21 protein-coding genes are annotated in these 20,956 nt (G+C 71.6%); 12 read left to right on the plus strand and 9 right to left on the minus strand.

Going from position 1 to position 20,956, the window contains the following annotated elements; all coding sequences use genetic code 11:
* Positions 1 to 134: 134 nt before the first annotated feature.
* Together ACZ4E1_RS24190 and hisN are read right to left on the minus strand one after the other, a co-directional pair.
* Positions 135 to 533 (minus strand): CBS domain-containing protein, encoded by a 399-nt coding sequence (locus tag ACZ4E1_RS24190; protein ID WP_467542428.1) that lies wholly within the window; start codon positions 531 to 533, stop codon positions 135 to 137.
* A gap of 187 nt (positions 534 to 720) precedes the next feature.
* Entirely contained in the window at positions 721 to 1,512 is a 792-nt protein-coding gene (hisN, locus tag ACZ4E1_RS24195; protein ID WP_467542430.1) for a histidinol-phosphatase, read from the minus strand.
* Positions 1,513 to 1,685: 173 nt separating this feature from the next.
* On the opposite strand from hisN, the gene ACZ4E1_RS24200 reads away from it, so the two are divergent.
* Positions 1,686 to 2,234 carry a TetR/AcrR family transcriptional regulator gene (locus ACZ4E1_RS24200; protein ID WP_467542432.1) on the plus strand — a complete coding sequence of 183 codons (549 nt, stop codon included), beginning with the start codon at positions 1,686 to 1,688 and terminating at the stop codon, positions 2,232 to 2,234.
* 18 nt (positions 2,235 to 2,252) lie between these two features.
* Here the strand turns inward: ACZ4E1_RS24200 and ACZ4E1_RS24205 are convergent, their stop codons facing one another.
* The 4 genes from ACZ4E1_RS24205 to ACZ4E1_RS24220 form a co-directional block, all read right to left on the minus strand.
* Positions 2,253 to 2,576: a DMT family transporter gene (locus ACZ4E1_RS24205; RefSeq protein ID WP_188336959.1), complete on the minus strand. Its 324-nt coding sequence runs from the start codon at positions 2,574 to 2,576 to the stop codon at positions 2,253 to 2,255.
* Between the two features lie 100 nt (positions 2,577 to 2,676).
* On the minus strand, positions 2,677 to 3,687 hold the full coding sequence (rsgA, locus tag ACZ4E1_RS24210; protein WP_467542434.1) for a ribosome small subunit-dependent GTPase A: 1,011 nt from the start codon (positions 3,685 to 3,687) through the stop codon (positions 2,677 to 2,679).
* A gap of 11 nt (positions 3,688 to 3,698) precedes the next feature.
* Entirely contained in the window at positions 3,699 to 5,030 is a 1,332-nt protein-coding gene (gene aroA / locus ACZ4E1_RS24215) for a 3-phosphoshikimate 1-carboxyvinyltransferase (protein WP_467542436.1), read from the minus strand.
* A gap of 36 nt (positions 5,031 to 5,066) precedes the next feature.
* Positions 5,067 to 5,768, minus strand: coding sequence for a M50 family metallopeptidase (locus ACZ4E1_RS24220; RefSeq protein WP_467542438.1), 702 nt, complete (start codon positions 5,766 to 5,768; stop codon positions 5,067 to 5,069).
* Positions 5,769 to 5,817: 49 nt separating this feature from the next.
* Here ACZ4E1_RS24220 and ACZ4E1_RS24225 point away from each other — a divergent pair, with 49 nt between their 5' ends.
* The 10 genes from ACZ4E1_RS24225 (at position 5,818) to ACZ4E1_RS24270 (ending at position 16,249) form a co-directional block, all read left to right on the plus strand.
* Complete coding sequence (locus ACZ4E1_RS24225; RefSeq protein ID WP_467542440.1) at positions 5,818 to 6,633, plus strand: SOS response-associated peptidase; 816 nt, start codon at positions 5,818 to 5,820, stop codon at positions 6,631 to 6,633.
* 232 nt (positions 6,634 to 6,865) lie between these two features.
* Positions 6,866 to 7,501 (plus strand): alpha/beta hydrolase family protein, encoded by a 636-nt coding sequence (locus ACZ4E1_RS24230; protein ID WP_467542442.1) that lies wholly within the window; start codon positions 6,866 to 6,868, stop codon positions 7,499 to 7,501.
* A 242-nt stretch (positions 7,502 to 7,743) separates the two neighbouring features.
* Positions 7,744 to 8,415, plus strand: a complete 672-nt coding sequence (sigR, locus tag ACZ4E1_RS24235) for an RNA polymerase sigma factor SigR (protein ID WP_188336953.1) — start codon at positions 7,744 to 7,746, stop codon at positions 8,413 to 8,415.
* The gene (rsrA, locus tag ACZ4E1_RS24240; RefSeq protein WP_188336952.1) at positions 8,412 to 8,708 is read left to right on the plus strand and encodes a mycothiol system anti-sigma-R factor; all 297 of its coding nucleotides are present in this window, start codon (positions 8,412 to 8,414) and stop codon (positions 8,706 to 8,708) included. The genes sigR and rsrA overlap by 4 nt, the downstream gene beginning before the upstream one ends.
* A 193-nt stretch (positions 8,709 to 8,901) precedes the next feature.
* Positions 8,902 to 10,233, plus strand: a complete 1,332-nt coding sequence (locus tag ACZ4E1_RS24245) for an HD-GYP domain-containing protein (protein WP_467542445.1) — start codon at positions 8,902 to 8,904, stop codon at positions 10,231 to 10,233.
* Positions 10,230 to 11,516 carry an HD-GYP domain-containing protein gene (locus ACZ4E1_RS24250; RefSeq protein WP_467542447.1) on the plus strand — a complete coding sequence of 429 codons (1,287 nt, stop codon included), beginning with the start codon at positions 10,230 to 10,232 and terminating at the stop codon, positions 11,514 to 11,516. The genes ACZ4E1_RS24245 and ACZ4E1_RS24250 overlap by 4 nt, the downstream gene beginning before the upstream one ends.
* 108 nt (positions 11,517 to 11,624) lie before the next feature.
* Entirely contained in the window at positions 11,625 to 12,605 is a 981-nt protein-coding gene (locus tag ACZ4E1_RS24255; protein ID WP_467542449.1) for a tetratricopeptide repeat protein, read from the plus strand.
* A 227-nt stretch (positions 12,606 to 12,832) separates the two neighbouring features.
* Positions 12,833 to 13,483: a peptide deformylase gene (gene def / locus ACZ4E1_RS24260; RefSeq protein WP_467542451.1), complete on the plus strand. Its 651-nt coding sequence runs from the start codon at positions 12,833 to 12,835 to the stop codon at positions 13,481 to 13,483.
* 313 nt (positions 13,484 to 13,796) lie between these two features.
* Complete coding sequence (locus ACZ4E1_RS24265; protein WP_467542453.1) at positions 13,797 to 14,870, plus strand: terpene synthase family protein; 1,074 nt, start codon at positions 13,797 to 13,799, stop codon at positions 14,868 to 14,870.
* On the plus strand, positions 14,867 to 16,249 hold the full coding sequence (locus ACZ4E1_RS24270) for a bifunctional albaflavenone monooxygenase/terpene synthase (RefSeq protein ID WP_467542455.1): 1,383 nt from the start codon (positions 14,867 to 14,869) through the stop codon (positions 16,247 to 16,249). Before ACZ4E1_RS24265 ends, ACZ4E1_RS24270 begins: the two co-directional genes overlap by 4 nt.
* Before the next feature lie 21 nt (positions 16,250 to 16,270).
* On the opposite strand, the gene ACZ4E1_RS24275 is transcribed toward ACZ4E1_RS24270, so the two are convergent.
* Positions 16,271 to 17,233: a helix-turn-helix domain-containing protein gene (locus ACZ4E1_RS24275; RefSeq protein ID WP_467542457.1), complete on the minus strand. Its 963-nt coding sequence runs from the start codon at positions 17,231 to 17,233 to the stop codon at positions 16,271 to 16,273.
* A 94-nt stretch (positions 17,234 to 17,327) separates the two neighbouring features.
* On the opposite strand from ACZ4E1_RS24275, the gene ACZ4E1_RS24280 reads away from it, so the two are divergent.
* Positions 17,328 to 17,495 carry a hypothetical protein gene (locus tag ACZ4E1_RS24280; protein ID WP_467542459.1) on the plus strand — a complete coding sequence of 56 codons (168 nt, stop codon included), beginning with the start codon at positions 17,328 to 17,330 and terminating at the stop codon, positions 17,493 to 17,495.
* A gap of 33 nt (positions 17,496 to 17,528) precedes the next feature.
* Here ACZ4E1_RS24280 and ACZ4E1_RS24285 read toward each other — a convergent pair whose 3' ends face one another.
* Positions 17,529 to 18,548, minus strand: coding sequence for a ribonucleotide-diphosphate reductase subunit beta (locus ACZ4E1_RS24285; RefSeq protein WP_467542461.1), 1,020 nt, complete (start codon positions 18,546 to 18,548; stop codon positions 17,529 to 17,531).
* Positions 18,548 to 20,908 carry a ribonucleoside-diphosphate reductase subunit alpha gene (locus ACZ4E1_RS24290; protein ID WP_467542463.1) on the minus strand — a complete coding sequence of 787 codons (2,361 nt, stop codon included), beginning with the start codon at positions 20,906 to 20,908 and terminating at the stop codon, positions 18,548 to 18,550. Before ACZ4E1_RS24290 ends, ACZ4E1_RS24285 begins: the two co-directional genes overlap by 1 nt.
* Positions 20,909 to 20,956 lie beyond the last annotated feature (48 nt).

The raw sequence follows: 20,956 nt of genomic DNA on the forward strand, positions 1-20,956 counted from the left end.
CTTCGCGGCTGAACCCCCGGGCGCCCGCCGAGAGACGGGAGGGCCGGTTCCCCACGGGGAGCCGGCCCTCTTTGTCGTGCCGTCGTGCCGTCGTGCCGTCGTGCCGCCGTGCCGCTGGGCAGGGGCCCTTTGGGTCAGACGGGGTCGTGGGCCAGGCGCCGGGCCGGGGCCCAGCAGCGGATGATGTCGCGGACGGACACGATGCCGACCGGCTCCCGTCCGTCGAGCACGATCAGATGCCGGAATCCGCCGTGTGCCATCGCCTCGGCGGCCTCCTCCAGGGTCCACGCCGGAGTGGCGAAGACGACGTCGGTGGTGGTGTGGGTGCCCGCGGTCTCGTGGTCGGGATTCTGGTCGAGGCCGAGGGAGTTGAGGACGTCGCGCTCGGTGAGGATGCCGATGCCGCAGCCGTCGGGATCGAGGACCACGGCGGCGCCGACGCGGCGCGCGGACATCAGCCGGGCCGCCTGGCGCAGGGTGTGGGTGGGGCCGATGGTGAGGACCATCGTGCTCATGGCGTCACGGACGAGCATGAAGAGAGCCGCCTTCCTGTGTGAGCCACCTGTGGCACCGCCCCCGCGCCGCCGACCGGGGTCCGGGGCGGCCACGAGAAGCGATTCACAAGTTCACAAGTGGGGGAACTCTCAATGTGGCAGGTAAAGGGGGAGTCAACAAGGGGGCGCGGGAAGCGACTTCGGGCGCGCGGGGAGCGGGACCGGCTCAGCGCAGGTAGCTGAGCATCTCGTCGTGGAGCAGTCCGTTCGACGCCGCCGCGTTGCCGCTGTGCGGGCCCGGACGGCCGTCGAGGCCGGTGAACGAGCCGCCCGCCTCGGTCACGATGATCGCGTTCGCCGCCATGTCCCACAGCGAGAGCTCCGGCTCCGCGCACAGGTCCACCGAGCCCTCGGCGACCATCATGTACGGCCAGAAGTCGCCGTAGCCGCGCGTGCGCCACACCGTGCGGGTCAGGTCCAGGAAGCCGTTGAGCCGGCCCTGCTCCTCCCAGCCCGACAGCGAGGAGTACGCGAACGAGGCGTCGGCCATGCGGCCCACCTTCGACACGTGCAGCCGGGACGCCGAGGTCAGACTGCGGCCCGTGTATGCGCCCGCGCCCTTCGCCGCCCACCAGCGGCGGCCGAGCGCGGGAGCCGACACGACACCGACGACCGGCTGGTAGCCGCCCTCGCCGGCCTCCATCAGGGAGATCAGCGTCGCCCACACCGGGACGCCGCGCACGTAGTTCTTGGTGCCGTCGATCGGGTCGATCACCCAGCGCCGCGGACCCGTGCCCTCGATGCCGTACTCCTCGCCGAGGACCGCGTCGCGCGGCCTGGCCCGCTGGAGATTGCCGCGGATCAGCTCCTCGGCGGCCTTGTCGGCCTCGCTCACCGGCGTCATGTCCGGCTTGGTCTCCACCTTCAGGTCGAGAGCCTTGAACCGGTCCATCGTCGCGGCGTCGGCGACGTCGGCGAGGACGTGGGCGAGACGCAGATCATCGAGGTAGTCGGGCATGAGTGCACAGTATCGATCGTGGTGCACCCCCGGCCACAGCGCCCGGTCCGCACGTGCGCTCGCCCCCTGCCCGTACCTGACATATGGGGACGCAACCCCTTGACAGGGCGGACAAGCCCGTCAACTCTGGCGAAACGAACCGTACGGACCCGGCGGCCCCGGGGAGGCGAACGATGCCCACAGCCCGGGAATCACTGTTGGACGCGGCCTGCGCGGCGCTCGGGCGGCGGCCCTGGTCGGCGATACGGATGGTGGACGTCGCGGCCGCCGCCTCGGTGTCGCGCCAGACCCTCTACAACGAGTTCGGCGGCAAGGACGGCCTGGCCCGCGCCCTGGTGCGGCGCGAGACCGACCTGTACCTCGCCGGCGCCGACCGGGCGCTGCGCGAGGGCGGCTTCGAGGCGCTCGCCGCATGGACCTCCGAGGCGGCCCGGCGCAGTCCCCTGACGCGGGCCGTGCTCACCGGCTGCTGGAGCGAGCGGCTGCCCGCGGTCGACCTCGCCGCCGCACCGCACCTCTCCGGGGTCCCCGCGCAGCGCCGCGCCGACGGCCCGCTGCCGGGCCCCGCCGATCTCGTCGCCGCCGTACGGGATCGGGCCGCGACCGTGCTCGGCAGACCCGCCGGTGAGTGCGAGCTCGCCGTGCGGGTCGCGCTGTCGTGGGTGGTGGCACCGGCGGGCGAGGGGGACCTGGCCCGCCTGCTGCGCTTCCGAGTGGCCTGAAGCTCCCCGGGACGGGGATCAGTGCGCCGAGCCCGAGAGCTGGAGGCCGATGACCCCCGCGATGACGAGGCTGATGGACACGATCTTGAGCGTGGAGACGACGTCGCCGAGGAAGACCATCCCGTAGATCGCCGTGCCCGCCGCGCCGATGCCCGTCCAGACGGCGTACGCGGGCCCCACGTCGAGCTTCTTCAGGGAGAGCGTCAGCAGACCGAAGCTGCCCAGCGCGAACGAGGCGAACGCGACCGTCGGCCACAGCCGTGTGAAGCCGTGCGAGAGCTTGAGGCACACGGCGAAACCGGTCTCCAGGATCCCCGCCACGATGACCAGCAGCCACGCCATGTGAGTCTTCCTCCCGTGTCCCGCTGATCCGGTACGGCGACCGATCCCGTACGGGGATTATGCCTTTACCGGTCGGGTCGGGCGGCAAACAACGGCGAGGTCAGTCGCCCTCGCGGCGCTCGCGCGTCGCGAGCAGCCGGCGCAGCGAGTACAGCCGCGCGGGATCGGCGTGCCCCGCCTCCACCCACGCGTCGAGCGCGCAGTCCGGCTCGTCGTGGCTGCACGCGCGCGGGCAGTTCTCCGTGCCGGGCTCCAGATCCGGGAACGCGTGGATGACGCGCGAGGGGTCCACATGGTGCAGACCGAACGACCGCACGCCCGGAGTGTCGACCACCCAGCCCGCGTCGCCCGACAGCGGCAGCGCGAGCGCCGAGGTCGTGGTGTGCCGGCCGCGGCCCGTGACCGCGTTGACATGACCCGTCGTACGCCGCCGGTCGTCCGGCACCAGCGCGTTGACCAGCGTCGTCTTGCCCACGCCGGAGTGCCCGACGAACGCCGTCACCTTCCCGTCGAGCTGCTCGCGCACCCGCTCCACGGCGGTCCCGTCCTCCAGCTCGGCGCGGCTCGTCACCACGTACGGGATGTCCAGGTCCCCGTACAGGTCGAGCATCTTGTCCGGCGGGGCCAGGTCGGACTTGGTCAGGACGAGCAGCGGCGTCAGGCCGCCGTCGTACGCCGCCACGAGGCAGCGGTCGATCATGCGCGGGCGCGGCTCGGGGTCGGCGAGCGCGGTGACGATGGCGAGCTGGTCCGCGTTGGCCACGACGACGCGCTCGTACGGGTCGTCGTCGTCCGCGGTGCGGCGCAGCACCGAACTGCGCTTCTCGATGCGCACGATGCGCGCGAGCGTGTCCTTCTTGCCGGACAGATCGCCGACGACCGAGACCCGGTCCCCGACGACCGCGGCCTTGCGGCCCAGCTCACGGGCCTTCATCGCGGTCACGGGGATGTCGTCGATGAGGACGGTGAGCCGCCCCCGGTCCACGGTGAGGACCATGCCCTCGGCCGCGTCCTCGTGCTTGGGCCGGATGTTCGTCCGCGGCCGGTTCCCCTTGCGGTTGGGGCGCTGGCGGATGTCGTCCTCGTCGGTGTGCTTGCCGTAGCGGCGCATCGCGGTGTTCCCTACGCCCCGAGGCCGTCCGACCCGAGCATGGCGGTCCACATGTCGGGGAAGTCGGGCAGCGTCTTCGCGGTCGTCGCCACGTTCTCGATCTGCACCCCTTCCACGGCCAGGCCGATGATCGCGCCCGCCGTCGCCATGCGGTGGTCGTCGTACGTGTGGAAGATGCCGCCGTGCAGCCGGCGCGGGCGGATGTGCAGGCCGTCGGCGGTCTCGGTGACGTCACCGCCCAGCTCGTTGATCTCCTTGGTGAGCGCGGCCAGGCGGTCCGTCTCGTGCAGGCGCAGGTGGGCGACGCCGCGCAGCGTGGACGGGCCGTCGGCCAGCGCGGCGACCGCCGCGATGCCCGGGGTCAGCTCGCCGACCTCGCCCAGGTCCACGTCGATGCCGTGGATCGTGCCCGAGCCGGTGAACTCCAGACCCCGCGCGGTCAGTTCGCAGGACCCGCCCATCTGCGTGAAGATGTCGCGCAGCGCGTCGCCGGGCTGCGTGGTGTGCGCGGGCCAGTCGGGGATCGTGACCTTGCCGCCGGTGATCAGGGCCGCCGCCAGGAACGGCTGCGCGTTCGACAGGTCCGGCTCGATCGTGATGTCCCGGCCGAGCAGCGCGCCCGGCGTGACCCGCCACACGTTCGCCTCGCCGCCCGACTCCGGGGTGTCGACCTGGGCGCCGACCGCGCGCAGCATGTCCACCGTCATCCGGATGTGCGGCATCGACGGCAGCGTCGAACCGGTGTGCCGGACCTCCACGCCCTGGTTGAAGCGCGGGGCCGACAGCAGCAGCGCGGAGACGAACTGGGAGGACGACGACGCGTCGATCTCGACCGTGCCGCCGTCGAGGGCCCCGCCGCCCTGCACGGTGAGCGGCAGCGCCCCGCGCCCCTCGTCCTCGATCCGGGCGCCGAGCGCGCGCAGCGCGTCGATCACACCGTGCAGCGGACGCTCGTACGAACGCGGGTCGCCGTCGAAGCGGATCGGCCCGTCGGCGAGCGTGGCGACCGGGGGCAGGAAGCGCATGACCGTGCCCGCGTTGCCCACGTCGACCGTGGCCGGGCCGTGGAGGCGCCCGGGGATGACCCGCCAGGCCTCACCGGAACCGTCCGGGCCGACGCCCTCCTCGATGCCGACGCCCATGGCGCGCAGGGCGCCCGCCATCAGCACGGTGTCGCGCGAGCGCAGCGGGCGGCGCAGCCAGCCCGGCTCGGCGGCGAGCGCGGCCAGCACCAGCGCGCGGTTGGTGACGGATTTGGACCCCGGCACCTGGACCGTCGCGTCGACGGCTCCGCTCGCGAGAGGGGCGGGCCACAGGGCGGTGTGCGCGGGGTTCGACGTCATGCCTTTACTTTAGTGGGCCCGCGCGGACCCACCTGTTCACAGGCCGAGCAGCCAGCGACCGCCGCCGAGCAGCGAGCACAGCGACACCGCGTGGAAGAAGAAGAACCACATCGCCGCCGGTACGTGCGTGAGCCGTGAGAGCTGGTCCGCGTCCGAGTCCCCGGCCCCGCCGCGGCGCCGCTTGGACTGCAGCTCGAACGCCGGGCGCACCCCGCCGAGCAGCAGGAACCACACCACCACGTACGCGAACGCCGCCTGCACCTGCGGGCCCGTCAGCCAGGACACCAGCAGGAACGTGCCGCCGGTGACCACGACCGTGAGCACCCCGTACGCGTTCCTGATCATCACCAGCATCACGATCAGCAGGGCCGTCGCCAGCCAGAGCAGCAGGGTGATGTGCCCCTCGCCGAGCAGCGCGGCGCCGCCGAGGCCGAGCAGCGGCGGGGCCGTGTAGCCCGCGGCCGCCGTCAGGACCATGCCGATGCCGGTCGGCTTGCCCCGGCTGACCGTGAGGCCGCTGGTGTCCGAGTGCAGCCGGATGCCGTCGAGGCGGCGGCCCATGAGAAGCGCGACCAGGCCGTGGCCGCCCTCGTGGGCGATCGTGATCGCGTTGCGGGACAGGCGCCACACGGTGTGCGGGACGATCGCGGCGAGGGCGAGGACGCCGGCGGCGATCACCACCCACTCCTGCGGGTCGGACTGGGTCCCGGCGATCCGGTCCCAGAGGCTGGCGTCCATGTTCGGTGGGGCTCCCGTTCGTCTGCGGCGTTCTGGCACTGTGGCACGTATGTGCGGACGGTATGCATCCAGTCGTGGGCCCGAGGATCTCGCAGAAGTCTTTGAGATCGAGCGCTGGGAGCCGGAGGAGGCTCTCGAACCCGACTACAACGTGGCCCCCACCAAGGAGGTCTACGTGGTGCTCGACCGTCCCCTCAAAGACGCCGCGGACCGCCGGCCGGTTCGCCAGCTGCGCAAGCTGAAGTGGGGGCTCGTGCCGTCCTGGGCCAAGACGCCCGAGGGCGCGGCCCGCATGATCAACGCCCGCGCGGAGACGCTCCACGAGAAGCCGTCCTTCAAGCAGGCCTTCGCCGCGCGGCGCTGCATCGTGCCCGCCGACGGCTATTACGAGTGGGTGACCGGGGCCGCCGAGCGCGACCTGGAGGTCGAGGGCAGGAAGAAGCGGGCGCGCAAGCAGCCGTACTTCGTGACGCCGGCCGACGGGTCGGTCTTCGCCATGGCCGGGCTGTACGAGTTCTGGCGGGACCGGACGCTGCCGGACGCGCATCCGGCGGCCTGGTGGGTGACGTGCTCGGTGATCACCACCGAGGCGGAGGTCGCTCCGCTCGGGGTCGCGCCGGAGGAGGGGCCGCGCTCGCTCGCCGAGATCCATCCCCGGATGCCGTTGATGCTGACGCCTGACCGGTGGGACGCGTGGCTGGATCCCGCGCGGGCCGATCCGGGGGAGTTGCAGGGGCTGTTGGCGCCGCCGCCGGAGGGGTTGATGCGGGCCTATCCGGTCGCGACGGCCGTCAGCAACGTCCGCAACAACGGGCCCGAGCTCCTGAAGGAGCTGGACGGGCCGGAGGTCGGCACGCTGTTCTGAGGCGGGGGCGCGCCTTCTCGTCTGCCGGGGGCGCTTGTTCGGCGGGTGCGGGCCGGTGGGGGCTGGTCGCGCAGTTCCCCGCGCCCCTGAAATGCAGACCCTTCGGGTCGCATTTCCCCGATGAAGGCTGAACGGCGAAGCCGTTCGCCTTCAGGGGCGCGGGGAACTGCGCGACCAGCCCCCACCGGGGCGGCAGACGAACGGGGCATCCGGTGCAGGGCACGATGACCAGGTGACCCGTACTGAGATCGTGCACACCGACACCGGCGACGCCCGCATCACCTGGCACCCCGCGCGGGACGCGCGGCGGATCCTCGCCGTCAGTCACGGCGCCGGCGGCGGGATCGAGGCGAGGGACCTTCAGGCCCTGGCCCAGACCCTGCCGACCCACGGCGTGACCGTCGCCCTCGTGGAGCAGCCGTGGCGCGTCGCCGGCAAGAAGCTGGCCCCCGCGCCGAAGACCCTGGACACGGGCTGGCGCGGCCTGTGGCCCGCACTGGAGAAGCCCGGCCTCCCGGTGATCGCCGGAGGCAGAAGCGCCGGCGCCCGCGTGGCCTGCCGCACGGCGAAGGAGCTGGGCGCCGCCGCCGTCCTCGCGCTGAGCTTCCCGCTGCACCCGCCGGGCAAGCCGGAGAAGTCCCGCGCCGACGAACTGCTCGGCGCCGGCGTCCCCACCCTCGTCGTCCAGGGCGGCAACGACCCCTTCGGCAAGCCCGCCGAGTTCCCGGAGCCGGACGCGTTCGAGCTCGTCGAAGTGCCGTACGGCGACCACGGGTTCGCCGTGGCGAAGCGCGCCCCCACGAGCCAGGAGGAGGCGCTGGAGACGATCACCGGGGCCGTCGTCACGTGGACTCGGTCACTCCGCTAGCGCACGGGAATGTTGCGGCCGGGACCGCTGTTGTGCGGAACATCGGTGAACAGTTCGTACGAGAGGAAGTCCGCCGCATGGGTTCGACCATCTGCCCGAGCCGCAGCACCACTCCTGACCTGGAGTGGACCGTCCTGCACGCGGCCCGGACCGTGCCTATTCGGGCGGCGGGCGGACCGGATCGTCGTCTATCCTCCGATTCGAGTGGGACCACTCCCGGTCTCGCGACGTCGTCGGAGGAGGTGGGTCCGGTCGCAGGGACCGACGCAGGGACCGAAAACGGCCAGGCGGAGCAGCCCGGGCCCGCGGAGACCGCTGCCGAGCGCAGCGCGCGCTTCGAGCGGGACGCGCTGGAATTCCTCGACCAGATGTACTCCGCTGCGCTGCGCATGACGCGCAACCCCGCAGACGCGGAGGACCTGGTCCAGGAGACGTACGCGAAGGCGTATGCGTCGTTCCACCAGTTCCGCGAGGGCACGAACCTCAAGGCGTGGCTGTACCGGATCCTCACGAACACCTTCATCAACTCGTACCGGAAGAAGCAGCGCGAGCCCCAGCGCAGCGCCGCCGAGGAGATCGAGGACTGGCAGCTGGCCCGGGCCGAGTCGCACATGTCGACCGGTCTGCGCTCCGCCGAGTCGCAGGCGCTCGACCACCTGCCCGACTCGGACGTGAAGCAGGCGCTCCAGGCGATCCCCGAGGAATTCCGCATCGCCGTGTATCTCGCGGACGTAGAGGGCTTTGCGTACAAGGAGATCGCGGACATCATGGGGACACCCATCGGGACGGTGATGTCCCGGCTCCACCGGGGCCGTCGCCAGCTGCGCGGCATGCTCGAGGACTACGCCCGTGACCGCGGGCTCGTCCCGGCCGGCGCCGGAGAGTCGAACGAAGTGAAAGGTTCGGGCTCATGAGCTGCGGAGAGCCGCACGAGACGGACTGCAGTGAAGTTCTCGATCATCTCTACGAGTACCTCGACCATGAGATGCCGGATCCGGACTGCACCAAGTTCGAGGTGCACTTCGAGGAGTGCTCCCCGTGTCTGGAGAAGTACGGCCTGGAGCAGGCCGTGAAGAAGCTGGTGAAGCGGTGCTGCGGGCACGACGACGTGCCGAGCGACCTGCGGGCCAAGGTCATGGGCCGGATCGAACTGATCCGCTCCGGTGACGCCACCCCGGAGGACGGCTTCGGGAACTCGCTGGCCTGACCCCGCTCACGCGCGGGAAGTGCCGTGCCGCGCGCGGGAGTTGAGCTCCCGCGTCAGCTTGGCACGTCATCCGATTCACCCGATCGTGCTAATCCGGGGCCGTGTGCCCCGGTATTCCCCCCGATGCCGCCCCGGTGGAGCGGCGAGCGTCCTATTCTCCGTGAACTGAACGCCACGGGGAGGGAGTTGGGGCATGCGGTCGGTTCCGCCGGTGGCCTGCGCCTATGTGCTTCTCGCCGTGGGGGCGGGCCTCTTCTGTGCCGCCCCGGCGCTCTCCCCGCACACCCCCTGGCCCTCCGCCGTCCTGCTCGCCGCCGTCTACGCGGGCTGTGAGCACGCGGGGCGGCTGCGGATCGTCGGGCGTCGGGCTCCCCAGGACATGGGCACGTTCTTCCCCGCCCTGCTTGCAGGAGCGTTTCTGCTGCCTCCGGCCGCCGCCGCGCTCGTCGCCGTGCCCGGCGCCCTGCTCGGCCGGGTGGAGCAGCGGCCCCGAGCGCTGCGCCGGACCTGGCGCGCCGTCCGGCTCGCCCTCGCCGTCTGGGCCGCCGCACAGGCCTTCGCGCTGCTCGACGGCGCCGCCGCGATCTCCGCGCCCCGCTTCCCGTACGCGCTCGTGCCCTGCGGCGCGGGCGCGCTCGTCTTCTGTGCCGCGCTCACCCTCCTCGACGGCGGCATCCGCGCCACCGCCGAGCGAGTCCCGCTGCGCTCCGCCTGGCGCGGCCTGTTCGGGCGCACCCTCGCCCCCGTCGTCGTGCACGGCCTCGCCGGGATGATGATGGCCGTCCTGTGGGCCGGCGCCTACGGGCCTTTCGCCTCGCTGCTCGTCCTGCTGCCGATGTACATCTCCTGCTGGGTCTTCGCCCAGTACCAGCGCGAGCGCGCCGCCCACCAGGCGACCATCAGGGCGCTCGTCCAGGCCGTCGACATCAAGGACGGCTACACGCGCGGGCACAGCGAGCGCGTCGGGCAGGCCTCGATGATGATCGCCCGCGAGCTCGGCATGGCCGAGGAGCGCGTCGAGGTGCTGCGCTTCGCCGGGATCCTGCACGACGTGGGCAAACTCGGCGTCCCGACCCGGCTGCTGCGCAAGGACGGCCCGCTCACCCCCGAGGAACGCAAGGTCATCGAACTGCACCCCGAGTACGGGCACGAGATGGTGCGCGGCATCGGCTTCCTCGGCGAGGCCCGGGCCGCGATCCTGCACCACCACGAGCGGCTCGACGGCAGCGGCTACCCGTACGGGCTCGCGGGCGCGCAGATCCCGGAGTTCGCCCGCGTCGTCGCGGTCGCCGACGCCTTCGACGCCATGACCTCCACCCGTACGTACTCCCGGGCGCGGCCCGTCGACGTCGCGCTCGCGGAGCTGGACCGCTGCGCCGGATCGCAGTTCGACCCCGTGATGGTCGGCGCGCTCACGCGCGTGCTCGGCCGCGAGGGCTGGCACCCCGTCGTCACCGCCGACGAGACCGCCGTGCCCGCCCCGCGCGGCACGGACCTCCCCGTGCCGGGGGCGGCCTCCCGGTGAGCGACCGCGCGCCGCTCGGACCGGCACCGCGCGCGCCCGGACGGCGCACCCCGCTCGTCCTCGGCGTGCACGCCGTCGCCCTGGGCCTCGCCGGTCTCGCCCTGGTCCGGAGCGCCTGGCACGGCCTGGAGGACCGCGGCATCGCCCTCGCCTTCGGGCTCCTCGTCGCGGTCGGCGAGCTCGCCCGCCGGGGCCGCGGCGACGACCGCGAGCCGGCGCCGCTCGGCACGGCCGGCGCCCTCGCCTACGCGCTGCTCGGCGAGGTCGCCGGGGAGCCGACCCGGCACGGGGTCCTCCAGGTCGTCGCCGTCACCCTCGCCGGCTGCCTCGTCGGCTGCGTCCCGCACATCGCGCGCGGCAACGGACCCACCCCGGACCACATGGCCCGCCGCGTCCTGACCGTCGCCTTCGCCGCCGTCTGCTTCCAGCCGCTCTACAACCAGGGCCGGCTGGCCGAGTGGGTGGGCAACGGGCCCGGATACGCCCTGGTGGTCGCCGGGCTCCTCGCGCTCACCGTGCTGTGCGACGCCGTGCTCGCCGCCGTCCTCGCGCGGGCCCGCACCGGATGGCCGTTCGGGCCGCTGCTCCGTGACGAACTGCGGGCCGTGCCGGGCATCGGCTCGGCCGTCTGCGCGACCGGCGCGGTCACCGCGCTCGCCGTCGCCGTGGCCGGCCTGTGGGCGCTGCCCGTGATCAGCCTGCCGCTGCTCCTGACCCAGCTGGCCTTCCGCCGCTACGCCGCGGTCCGGGCCACGTACCGGCAGACCATCGCCTCGCTGGCCCGCGCCACCGAGATCGCCGGGTACACCCCGCACGGGCACGCGCTGCGGGTCGCCGCGCTGAGCCGGGCCGTGGGGCGCGACCTCGGCCTGTCCGAGCCCGAACTGACCGTCCTGGAGTACGCCGCCCTCATGCACGACATCGGCCAGCTCTCCCTGCTCGACCCCGTCGCGGACGGGGCCACCGCCGCGCTCCCCGCCGACCGGCAGCGCAGCATCGCCCTGCTCGGCGGGGCCGTCGTCCGGCAGACCGGGGTGGACGCCCGGGTCGCCGTGGTGGTCGAGCGGCAGGCGGACCCGTACCGTGAGCAGCCGGTCGCCGCGCGGATCGTGCGGGCGGCGAACGCGTACGACGAGATGGCCAGGGAAGAGGGTCCCCAGGGGCCGCTGAAGGCCCTGGAGCGGCTTCGTCTCGGCACCGGCCGCGATTATCAGTCGGACGTCGTGGAAGCCCTGGCCAGAGTGGTTTCGCGGCCCGGGCCGCTCCTGGGTTCGGCCGGGTGACCCATGGGTAATGAGCGGGCGTCCGACCGTACGTGGTTGGATGCGAATGAGCCCGAAGAACAGGGTGTGTCCGGGGGCACAGGCCTCGAGAGTCTGCAGGCGGGAATCGTGAGGATCTTCGGCAAGGGACGGCACCGGCCATCGGCCTCGTGGCGACAGGCCACGGACCGCGCGTTCACGCTGATCGGCGACGGCCGGTACGAGGACGCGGGGGCGCTGCTCACCCGTGCCGCCGACCTGGAGCCGTGGCTCTCGGAGTCCTGGTTCAATCTGGCGCTGCTGCACAAGTTCCGGCACGACTGGGAGCAGGCGCGCAGCGCGGGTCTGCGGGCGGTCGCGCTGCTGGAACGGGAGACGGGCGCGCCGGACTGGTGGAACGTGGGCATCGCCGCCACCGCACTGCAGGACTGGCCGCTGGCGCGGCGGGCCTGGCAGGCGTACGGGCTGAAGGTGCCGGGCGGGGTGGCCGCGGTCGGTGAGCCGGCGGGCATGGACCTCGGCAGCGCGGCCGTGCGGCTCTCACCGGAGGGGGAGGCCGAGGTCGTGTGGGGGCGCAGGCTCGACCCCGCGCGCATCGAGGTGCTGTCCATTCCGCTGCCGTCCTCGGGGCGGCGCTGGGGCGAGGTCGTGCTGCACGACGGGGTCCCGCACGGGGAGCGGACCACGGCCACGGGGCACTCGTATCCCGTGTTCGACGAGATCGAGCTCTGGGCGCCGTCGCCGGTGCCGACGTGGGTCGTGCTGCTTGAGGCGGCGACCGAGGCGGACCGGGACGCGCTGGAGCGGCTCGCGGCGGACGCCGGGTTCGCGGCGGAGGACTGGTCCTCGTCGGTACGGCTGCTGTGCCGGACGTGCTCCGAGTCGCGGATGCCCTCGGACGAGGGGGACGGGACGCATCTCGATCCGCACGATCACAGTGAGCCGGGGCATCCCGGGCCGCTGGGGCATCGGACGGACGGGCAGTTGTGGGTGCCGGAGCGGGAGTGTGGTGTGGCTGCGCCGGCTTCTCTGGTGCGGGGGCTGCTGGACGGTTGGGTCGCGGACAGTCCCGACTCCCGTGACTGGCGGGATCTCGAAGAGGTCTGCTAGCGGTTTGCGGGGGTCCGGTGCGGAAGCGCGCCGCGGGGCTTGGTCGTCGTCGCCGGGTGCGGCTTTCGTCGTGGTTGCTCGCGCAGTTCCCCGCGCCCCTGAAGGGGCACACTGCGTGCGCCCCCCAGGGGGCGGACTTCGTGTGTGGCAGGGGCCCGCGCCGGCAGGTGCTGGCCCGTACCCTGTAGGGGCACTGTTCATGTAGCTCAGGAAGGCTCACGTCCGTCATGGCGCAGCAGGAGACCGAGAAGCAGCACGCCGGCGTGCTCCCCGTGGACGACGAGGGCTTCGTCATCGACACCGAGGACTGTGAGGCGCGGGAGGCGGCGTACCGCGAGCGGGGCACGTCGCGGCCCATCACCGTGGTCGGGAACCCGGTGCTGCACAAGGAGTGCAAGGACGTCACCGAGTTCGGCCCCGAGCTGGAGCAGCTGGTCGACGACATGTTCGCCAGCCAGCGGACCGCCGAGGGCGTCGGCCTCGCCGCCAACCAGATCGGCGTCGACCTGAAGGTCTTCGTGTACGACTGCCCCGACGACGACGGCGTCCGCCACACGGGCGTCGTGTGCAACCCGGTCCTCCAGGAGCTCCCCGCCGACCGCCGCCGCCTCGACGACTCGAACGAGGGCTGCCTGTCCGTGCCGACCGCCTACGCGGAGCTCGCCCGCCCCGACTACGCGGTGGTCACCGGCCGCGACGAGAAGGGCAACGCGATCACCGTGCGCGGCACCGGCTACTTCGCCCGCTGCCTCCAGCACGAGACGGACCACCTGTACGGCTACCTGTACATCGACCGCCTGTCGAAGCGCGAGCGCAAGAACGCCCTGAAGCAGATGGAGGAGGGCACCCCGCGCTACGAGGTCGTCCCCAACAACTAGATCCAACTCCTGGTCCCGACGGGCCGGTTGAGCTTCGAGCGGCGCCTGGTACGGATGAATTCCGGCCGGGCGCCGCTCTGTTGTGCCCGCGAACCGGTCGCGTACGGCTGTGTGTGCGAACAGGACCGGCCGTTCATGCCACAGATTCAGTCATGTAAGGGGACGATTCCGGCGGCGGGGGGTAGTGAGGGGAGCAAATCCGTTCCCAGAACGGTCAGTTGTAGTGCTGAATAGAAAGCGCGGGGATACGCAACGGCGCGCGCCCGGCACTGCTGGGGGCGTACGCCAACAGGCGGCAGAGAGGGGTTTGTTCGTGGCTGCTTATCCGGAGACCGTGGTCCCACCGGCGCTGGCACTGCCGGCGATCGAGGATGCGTTTCCTCGCAACCTGCACCCGTATTGGCCCAAGCTTCAGGAGAAGACCCGCTCCTGGCTGCTGGAAAAACGTCTGATGCCCGCCGACAAGGTGGAGAAATATGCCGATGGCCTGTGCTACACGGACCTGATGGCGGGCTACTACATCGGGGCCCCCGATGACGTGCTGTCGGCGATCTGCGACTACAGCGCGTGGTTCTTCGTCTGGGACGACCGGCACGACCGTGACGTGATCCACGGGAGGACGGCGAGCTGGCGGCGGCTCGCCGTCCAGCTGCACGCGGCCACCGAGGCCCCGCAGCTCCACCTGGACCACAAGGACCCGCTGGTCGCGGGGTTCGCGGAGAGCGTGAACCGGCTCTACGGCTCCCTGGGCCGGAGCTGGAACGCCCGCTTCGCCCGCCACTTCCACGTGGTGATCGACGCGTACGACCAGGAGTTCCACAACCGGATGACCGGCACGGTGCCCACCGTGGACGAGTACATCGCCCTGCGCAGGAACACGTTCGCGCACTGGATCTGGCTCGACCTCCTGGAGCCCTCGGCGCAGTACGAACTGCCCGCGTGGGTCAGGAAGAACGAAGCGTTTACGCGTGCGGCACTTGCCTGCCAGGATTTCGCCGCGTGGTACAACGACCTCTGCTCACTTCCCAAGGAGCTCGCGGGAGAAGAGCTTCACAACCTCGGGATAAGTCTCATCAAACATCAGGGACTTTCCCTTCAGGAAGCCGTCGTGGAAGTCCGCCGAAGGGTGCAGGGAACCATCGACGATTTCCTTGAGGCGGAAAAAGAAGTCGAACAGATGGCGGCGTCCACGGAACAGGTGGGACAGCACGGAAAGGAACTCGCGGACGCCATAAGGGCGTGCGTGGGGAACATGCGGAACTGGTTCAGTTCCGTGTACTGGTTCCATCACGAATCAGGGCGTTATGCGGTGGACAGCTGGGACGACCGGTCCACCCCGCCCTACATAAGCGACGAACAGCCCGATCAGGTGGGTGAATGCGCATGACCGTCGATTCGACCCTGCGGGACCGGACGGCCGGCGAGGCCGAGTCCGGCGTCCCGCCGTTCGCGCCCGGCGCCGTCCCGGTGCTCGGCCACGCCGGGAGCCTGCTGCGCGACCCGCTCGGCTTCCTCACCGGGCTGCGCGACGGGGGCGACGTGGTGCGGCTGCGGCTCGGCCCGCGCACGGCCTACGCGGTGTGCGATCCGGAGCTCGTGGCCACGCTCCTCAAGAGCCCCGACTTCGCGGTCGGCGGCCCCCTGTGGGACACCATGGGCGTCCTCCTCGGCAAGGGCGTGGCGACCAGCAACGGGGCGCTGCACCGGCGTCAGCGGCGGGCCATCCAGCCCGCGTTCCGGATGGACAAGATCCACGAGTACGCCGCCGTCATGGAGGACGAGGCGCGCCGCATGGCGGACCGCTGGAGCGACGGGCAGACCGTCGACATCGCCGCCGAGGTCTTCCGCACGGCGACCCGGATCGTGGCGCGTTCGGTGCTCCAGGTGGACTCCATCGACGAGCGCGCCGACCGGCTCTCCACGGCGCTGCACACCGTCTTCGAGGGCCTGTACCGGCGGATGATCCTCTCCTTCGGCCCGCTGTACCGGCTGCCGCTTCCGGCCAATCGCCGATTCGAGAACGCGTTGGCCGATCTGCATCGCATGGTCGACGAGATCATCGCCGAGCGCAGGGCCGAGGCGGCTTCGGGCGGCAATCCCGATGACCTCCTCGCGGCATTGCTCGACGACCGCGATGAAAATGGTGAAGCCGTCAACGAACAGGAGGTGCACGACCAGGTCGTGTCTCTCGTCGTGGCCGGTGCCGAGAATGTGGCGAAGACCCTGACATGGGTCTTCCAGCTCCTCGCCGAACACCCCGAGCACGAAAACCGGCTGAGCCAGGAAGTTGAATCCGTGACGGGCGGGGATCGCCCGGTCGCTTTCGGTGATCTGGGAGAACTCGCATATATGCGGAATCTCATCACCGAGTCGATGCGGATACGCCCGGCGGTCTGGATTCTGACACGGCTCGCCTCCGTCGACACGACACTCGGCGGGTATCGCATTCCGGCCGGTACGGACATCCTCTACAGCCCGCTCGCCATGCAGCGCGATCCGCGCGCGTTCCGGGACGCCCTGGCCTTCGACCCGGACCGGTGGCTGCCCGAGCGGGCCGCCGACGTCACGCCCGCCGCCCACGCCCCGTTCAGCGTCGGCAACCGCAAGTGCCCCGGGGACCACTTCAGCATGGCCGAACTGTCGCTGATTCTCGGCACGGTGGTGCAGAAGTGGCGCCTGGCGGCGACCGAGGGGACGGACAGCACGGCCCGCATCGGGATCACGCTGCAGCCGAAGGGCGCCCTGCTGGAGGTGCGGGCCAGGTGACCCGTCCGGGGCGGGCGCGGCTCAGGCCGCCGCCCGCACCCGGAACGTCCGCCGGAAGGCGTTCGGTGTCGTGCCGAGCGCCTTCATGAACTGGTGGCGCATCGCGGCCGCGTTGCCGAACCCGGCGCGCGCCGCGATGGCGTCCACCGTCTCGTCCGTCCGCTCCAGGAGCTCCTGGGCGAGCAGCACCCGCTGGCGCAGCAGCCACCGGTACGGCGTCGTGCCGGTCTCCTGCTGGAAACGCCGCGCGAAGGTCCGCGGCGACATGAGGGCCCGTGCCGCCAGCTCCTCCACGGTCACCGGCCGGTCCAGGTTCCGCTCCATCCACGCGAGCACCTCGCCGACCGTGTCGCAGCGCGTCGCCGGCAGGGGCCGCTCCACGTACTGGGCCTGCCCGCCGTCGCGGTGCGGCGGCACGACCATGCGGCGGGCGATCGCGTTGGCCACCTCGGTGCCGTGCTCGCTGCGCACGAGGTGCAGGCAGGCGTCGATCCCGGCCGCCGTCCCCGCCGAGGTCACGACCGGCCCCTCGTCCACGTACAGCACGTCCGGGTCGACGCGGGTGCGCGGGAAGCGGGCGGCGAGCTCGCGCGCGTACCGCCAGTGCACCGCGCAGCGGCGCCCGTCGAGCAGCCCCGCCTCGCCGAGCACGAACACGCCCGCGCACAGGCTCAGGACGCGGGCGCCCCGGTCGACCGCGCGGCGCAGCGCGTCGAGCAGCTCCGGCGGATAGGCCTCGTAGCGCCGCCCGGCCGAGGGGATGGCGACGAGGTCCGCCTCCTCCAGCCGGTCCAGTCCGTACGGCGTGGAGACGGTCATGCCGGGTACGTGCGTGCCGAGCGCCGGGCCCTCAGCGGAGACCACCGCGAAGTCGTACACCGGCAGTCCCGCCTCGCTGCGGTCGAGGCCGAACACCTCGCACACGACGCCGAGTTCGAAGGGGTGCACACCGTCGAGGAGTACTGCCGCCACGTTTTTCAGCATGCGGTCCAGTGTGCCTCAGGCGTGGCAGGAATTCGAGGTTCTATGACAGTCCTGCCACTGCTGCGAGGGCCTGACGGGCGGGAGAGTGGAGGACATGAACGCAGCGATGAACTACCTCACCGTCCTCGTCGTCTTCCTCCTCCTCGCCGCCCCCTCCCTCTACGGGATGGCCCACGACCGCAGGATCGACCGGCAGCTGCGCCGGGCCCGGCAGGACGCCGAAAGCGCGTCCCACCAGGCCCGGTTCACCACGGTCGCCTGACCAGGAAGAGGGCACTCGGCCCTCCGAGGTTGCCTAGAAGTCCTCGTCGAAGCCGACCGAGCCCTCCACCGCCACCTGGTAGGCCGAGGGCCGGCGCTCGAAGAAGTTCGTCAGCTCCTGGACGCCCTGGAGCTCCATGAAGGAGAACGGGTTCTCCGAGCCGTACACGGGCGCGAAGCCGAGCCGCTGCAGACGCTGGTCGGCGACGCACTCCAGGTACTGCCGCATCGAGTCCGTGTTCATGCCGGGCAGGCCGTCCCCGCACAGGTCACGGGCGAACTGCAGCTCCGCGTCGACCGCCTCGCGCAGCATGTCGGTCACCTGGACCCGCAGCTCGTCGTCGAACAGGTCCGGCTCCTCCTTGCGGACCGTGTCGACCACGTCGAACGCGAAGGACATGTGCATCGTCTCGTCGCGGAACACCCAGTTGGTGCCCGTCGCGAGCCCGTGCAGCAGGCCCCGCGAGCGGAACCAGTACACGTAGGCGAAGGCCCCGTAGAAGAAGAGCCCCTCGATGCAGGCCGCGAAGCAGATCAGGTTCAGCAGGAAGCGGCGGCGGTCGGCCTTCGTCTCCAGACGGTCGATCTTCTCGACCGAGTCCATCCACTTGAAGCAGAACTCGGCCTTCTCGCGGATCGACGGGATCTCCTCGACCGCGTCGAACGCGGCCGCGCGGTCGTCCGGGTCGGGCAGGTACGTGTCCAGGAGCGTCAGATAGAACTGGACGTGCACGGCCTCCTCGAACAGCTGGCGCGACAGGTACAGGCGCGCCTCGGGGGAGTTGATGTGCTTGTACAGGGTGAGCACGAGGTTGTTCGAGACGATCGAGTCGCCCGTCGCGAAGAACGCGACAAGACGGCCGATCATGTGCTGCTCGCCCGGCGACAGCTTCGCGAGGTCGGCGACGTCCGAGTGGAGGTCGACCTCCTCGACCGTCCACGTGTTCTTGATGGCGTCCCGGTAGCGCTCGTAGAAGTCCGGGTAGCGCATGGGACGCAGGGTCAGCTCGAAGCCCGGGTCCAGCAGGTTCTTCTCGGTGGCAGGGGTGGTCATTACTGGCAGGCCTCGCAGGACTCGGGGTTTTCCAGGGAGCAGGCGACGGCGTCCGGGTCGGCCACCTGGACGGGGACGGTGGAGCGGGCCGCCGCGCGGGCGATGCGCGTCGCGGGGCGCGAGCGCAGGTAGTACGTCGTCTTCAGGCCCGACTTCCAGGCGTACGCGTACATCGAGGAGAGCTTGCCGATGGTCGGCGTCTCCATGAACAGGTTCAGCGACTGGGCCTGGTCCAGGTACGGGGTGCGGGCCGCCGCCATGTCGATCAGGCCGCGCTGCGGGATCTCCCACGCCGTGCGGTACAGCGCGCGCACGTCCGCGGGCACCCAGGTCAGGTCCTGCACCGAGCCGTTGGACTCGCGCAGCGCCTCACGGGTCTGCGCGTCCCACACGCCGAGCTTCTTCAGCTCCTCCACCAGGTACGAGTTGACCTGGAGGAACTCGCCGGAGAGCGTCTCGCGCTTGAACAGGTTCGAGACCTGCGGCTCGATGCACTCGTAGACACCGGCGATCGAGGCGATCGTCGCGGTCGGGGCGATCGCGAGCAGCAGCGAGTTGCGCATGCCGACCGCGGCGATGCGCTCGCGCAGCGCCGCCCAGCGCTCCGGCCAGACCGGCTCGACGCCGTAGTGGTCCGGGTGCAGGACACCGCGCGCGGTGCGGGTCTTCTCCCAGGCCGGCAGCGGCCCGTGGCGCTCGGCGAGGTCCGCCGAGGCCTCGTACGCGGCGAGCATGATCCGCTCGGCGATCCGGGTGGAGAGGGCGCGCGCCTCCTCCGAGTCGAAGGGCAGCCGCAGCTTGAAGAACACGTCCTGCAGGCCCATCGCGCCCAGACCCACCGGACGCCACTTCGCGTTGGAGCGGCCCGCCTGCTCGGTCGGGTAGAAGTTGATGTCGACGACCCGGTCCAGGAACGTGACGGCCGTGCGGACGGACGCGTCCAGGCGCTCCCAGTCGATGTCCCCGGCGGCCGTGTCCACGAACGCGCCGAGGTTGACCGAGCCCAGGTTGCACACGGCCGTCTCGCCGTCGTCCGTGACCTCGATGATCTCGGTGCACAGGTTCGAGGAGTGGACCGTGTTCCCGGGCTCCGCCGTCTGGTTGGCGGTGCGGTTCGCGGCGTCCTTGAAGGTCAGCCAGCCGTTGCCGGTCTGCGCGAGGGTGCGCATCATGCGGCCGTACAGATCCCGCGCGGGGATCGTCTTCTGCGCCTTACCCGCGGCCTCGGCCGCGCGGTACGCGGCGTCGAACTCCTCGCCCCACAGGTCGACCAGCTCGGGCACGTCGGCGGGAGAGAACAGCGACCACGGCCGGTCCTCGTTCACCCGGCGCATGAACTCGTCCGGGATCCAGTGCGCGAGGTTGAGGTTGTGCGTGCGGCGCGCGTCCTCACCCGTGTTGTCGCGCAGCTCCAGGAACTCCTCGATGTCGGAGTGCCACGTCTCCAGGTACACGGCGGCGGCGCCCTTGCGGCGCCCGCCCTGGTTCACGGCGGCGACCGACGCGTCGAGCGTCTTCAGGAACGGCACGATGCCGTTGGAGTGCCCGTTGGTGCCCCGGATCAGCGAACCGCGGCTGCGGACACGGGAGTACGACAGGCCGATGCCGCCGGCGTGCTTCGAGAGGCGGGCCACCTGGTGGTAGCGGTCGTAGATCGAGTCCAGCTCGTCCAGCGGGGAGTCGAGCAGGTAGCAGCTCGACATCTGCGGGTGCCGGGTGCCGGAGTTGAACAGCGTGGGGGAGGAGGGCAGGTAGTCGAGCCGGCTCATCAGGCCGTACAGCGCGGCGACCTCGTCCAGGGCGCGCACCGTCTCGTCCTCGGCCAGGCCGCAGGCCACGCGCAGCAGGAAGTGCTGCGGCGTCTCGACGACCTTGCGGGTGATCGGGTGGCGCAGCAGGTAGCGGCTGAAGAGCGTGCGCAGGCCGAAGTAGCCGAAGCGGTCGTCGGCGGCCGGGTCGATCAGCGCGTCGAGCGCGGCGGCGTGCACGCGCACGAACTCGGCGGTGCGGTCCGCGATCAGGCCCTCCCGGTGCCCGACCTCGATCGAGCCGGTGAACGAGGTGACGCCCTGCGAGGCGGCCTCGGCCGCGACGGTGAGGGTGAGCAGGCGCGCCGCGAGCCGCGAGTAGGCCGGGTCCTCGGAGATCAGTCCGGCCGCCGCCTCGGTGGCGAGCTCGCGCAGCTCCGCCTCGTCGGCCCGGGCGGACCGGCCGCGCAGCGCCGCGGCGGCGACCCGGCCCGGGTCGGCGTCGGTCAGGTCGGCGGTCAGCTCGGTCAGCGTGCGCAGCAGCGCGGTGCCGGGGGCATCGGCTTCGGCACGGACCGGGGCTGAGGCGGGATCGGCGGGCGCGATCGTCACTGGGGGGCTCTCCCTCGCTCGGCTCGGGGCCCGCGGGGAGGAGGAGTG

This window comes from Streptomyces sp. NPDC025806 (assembly GCF_055558275.1).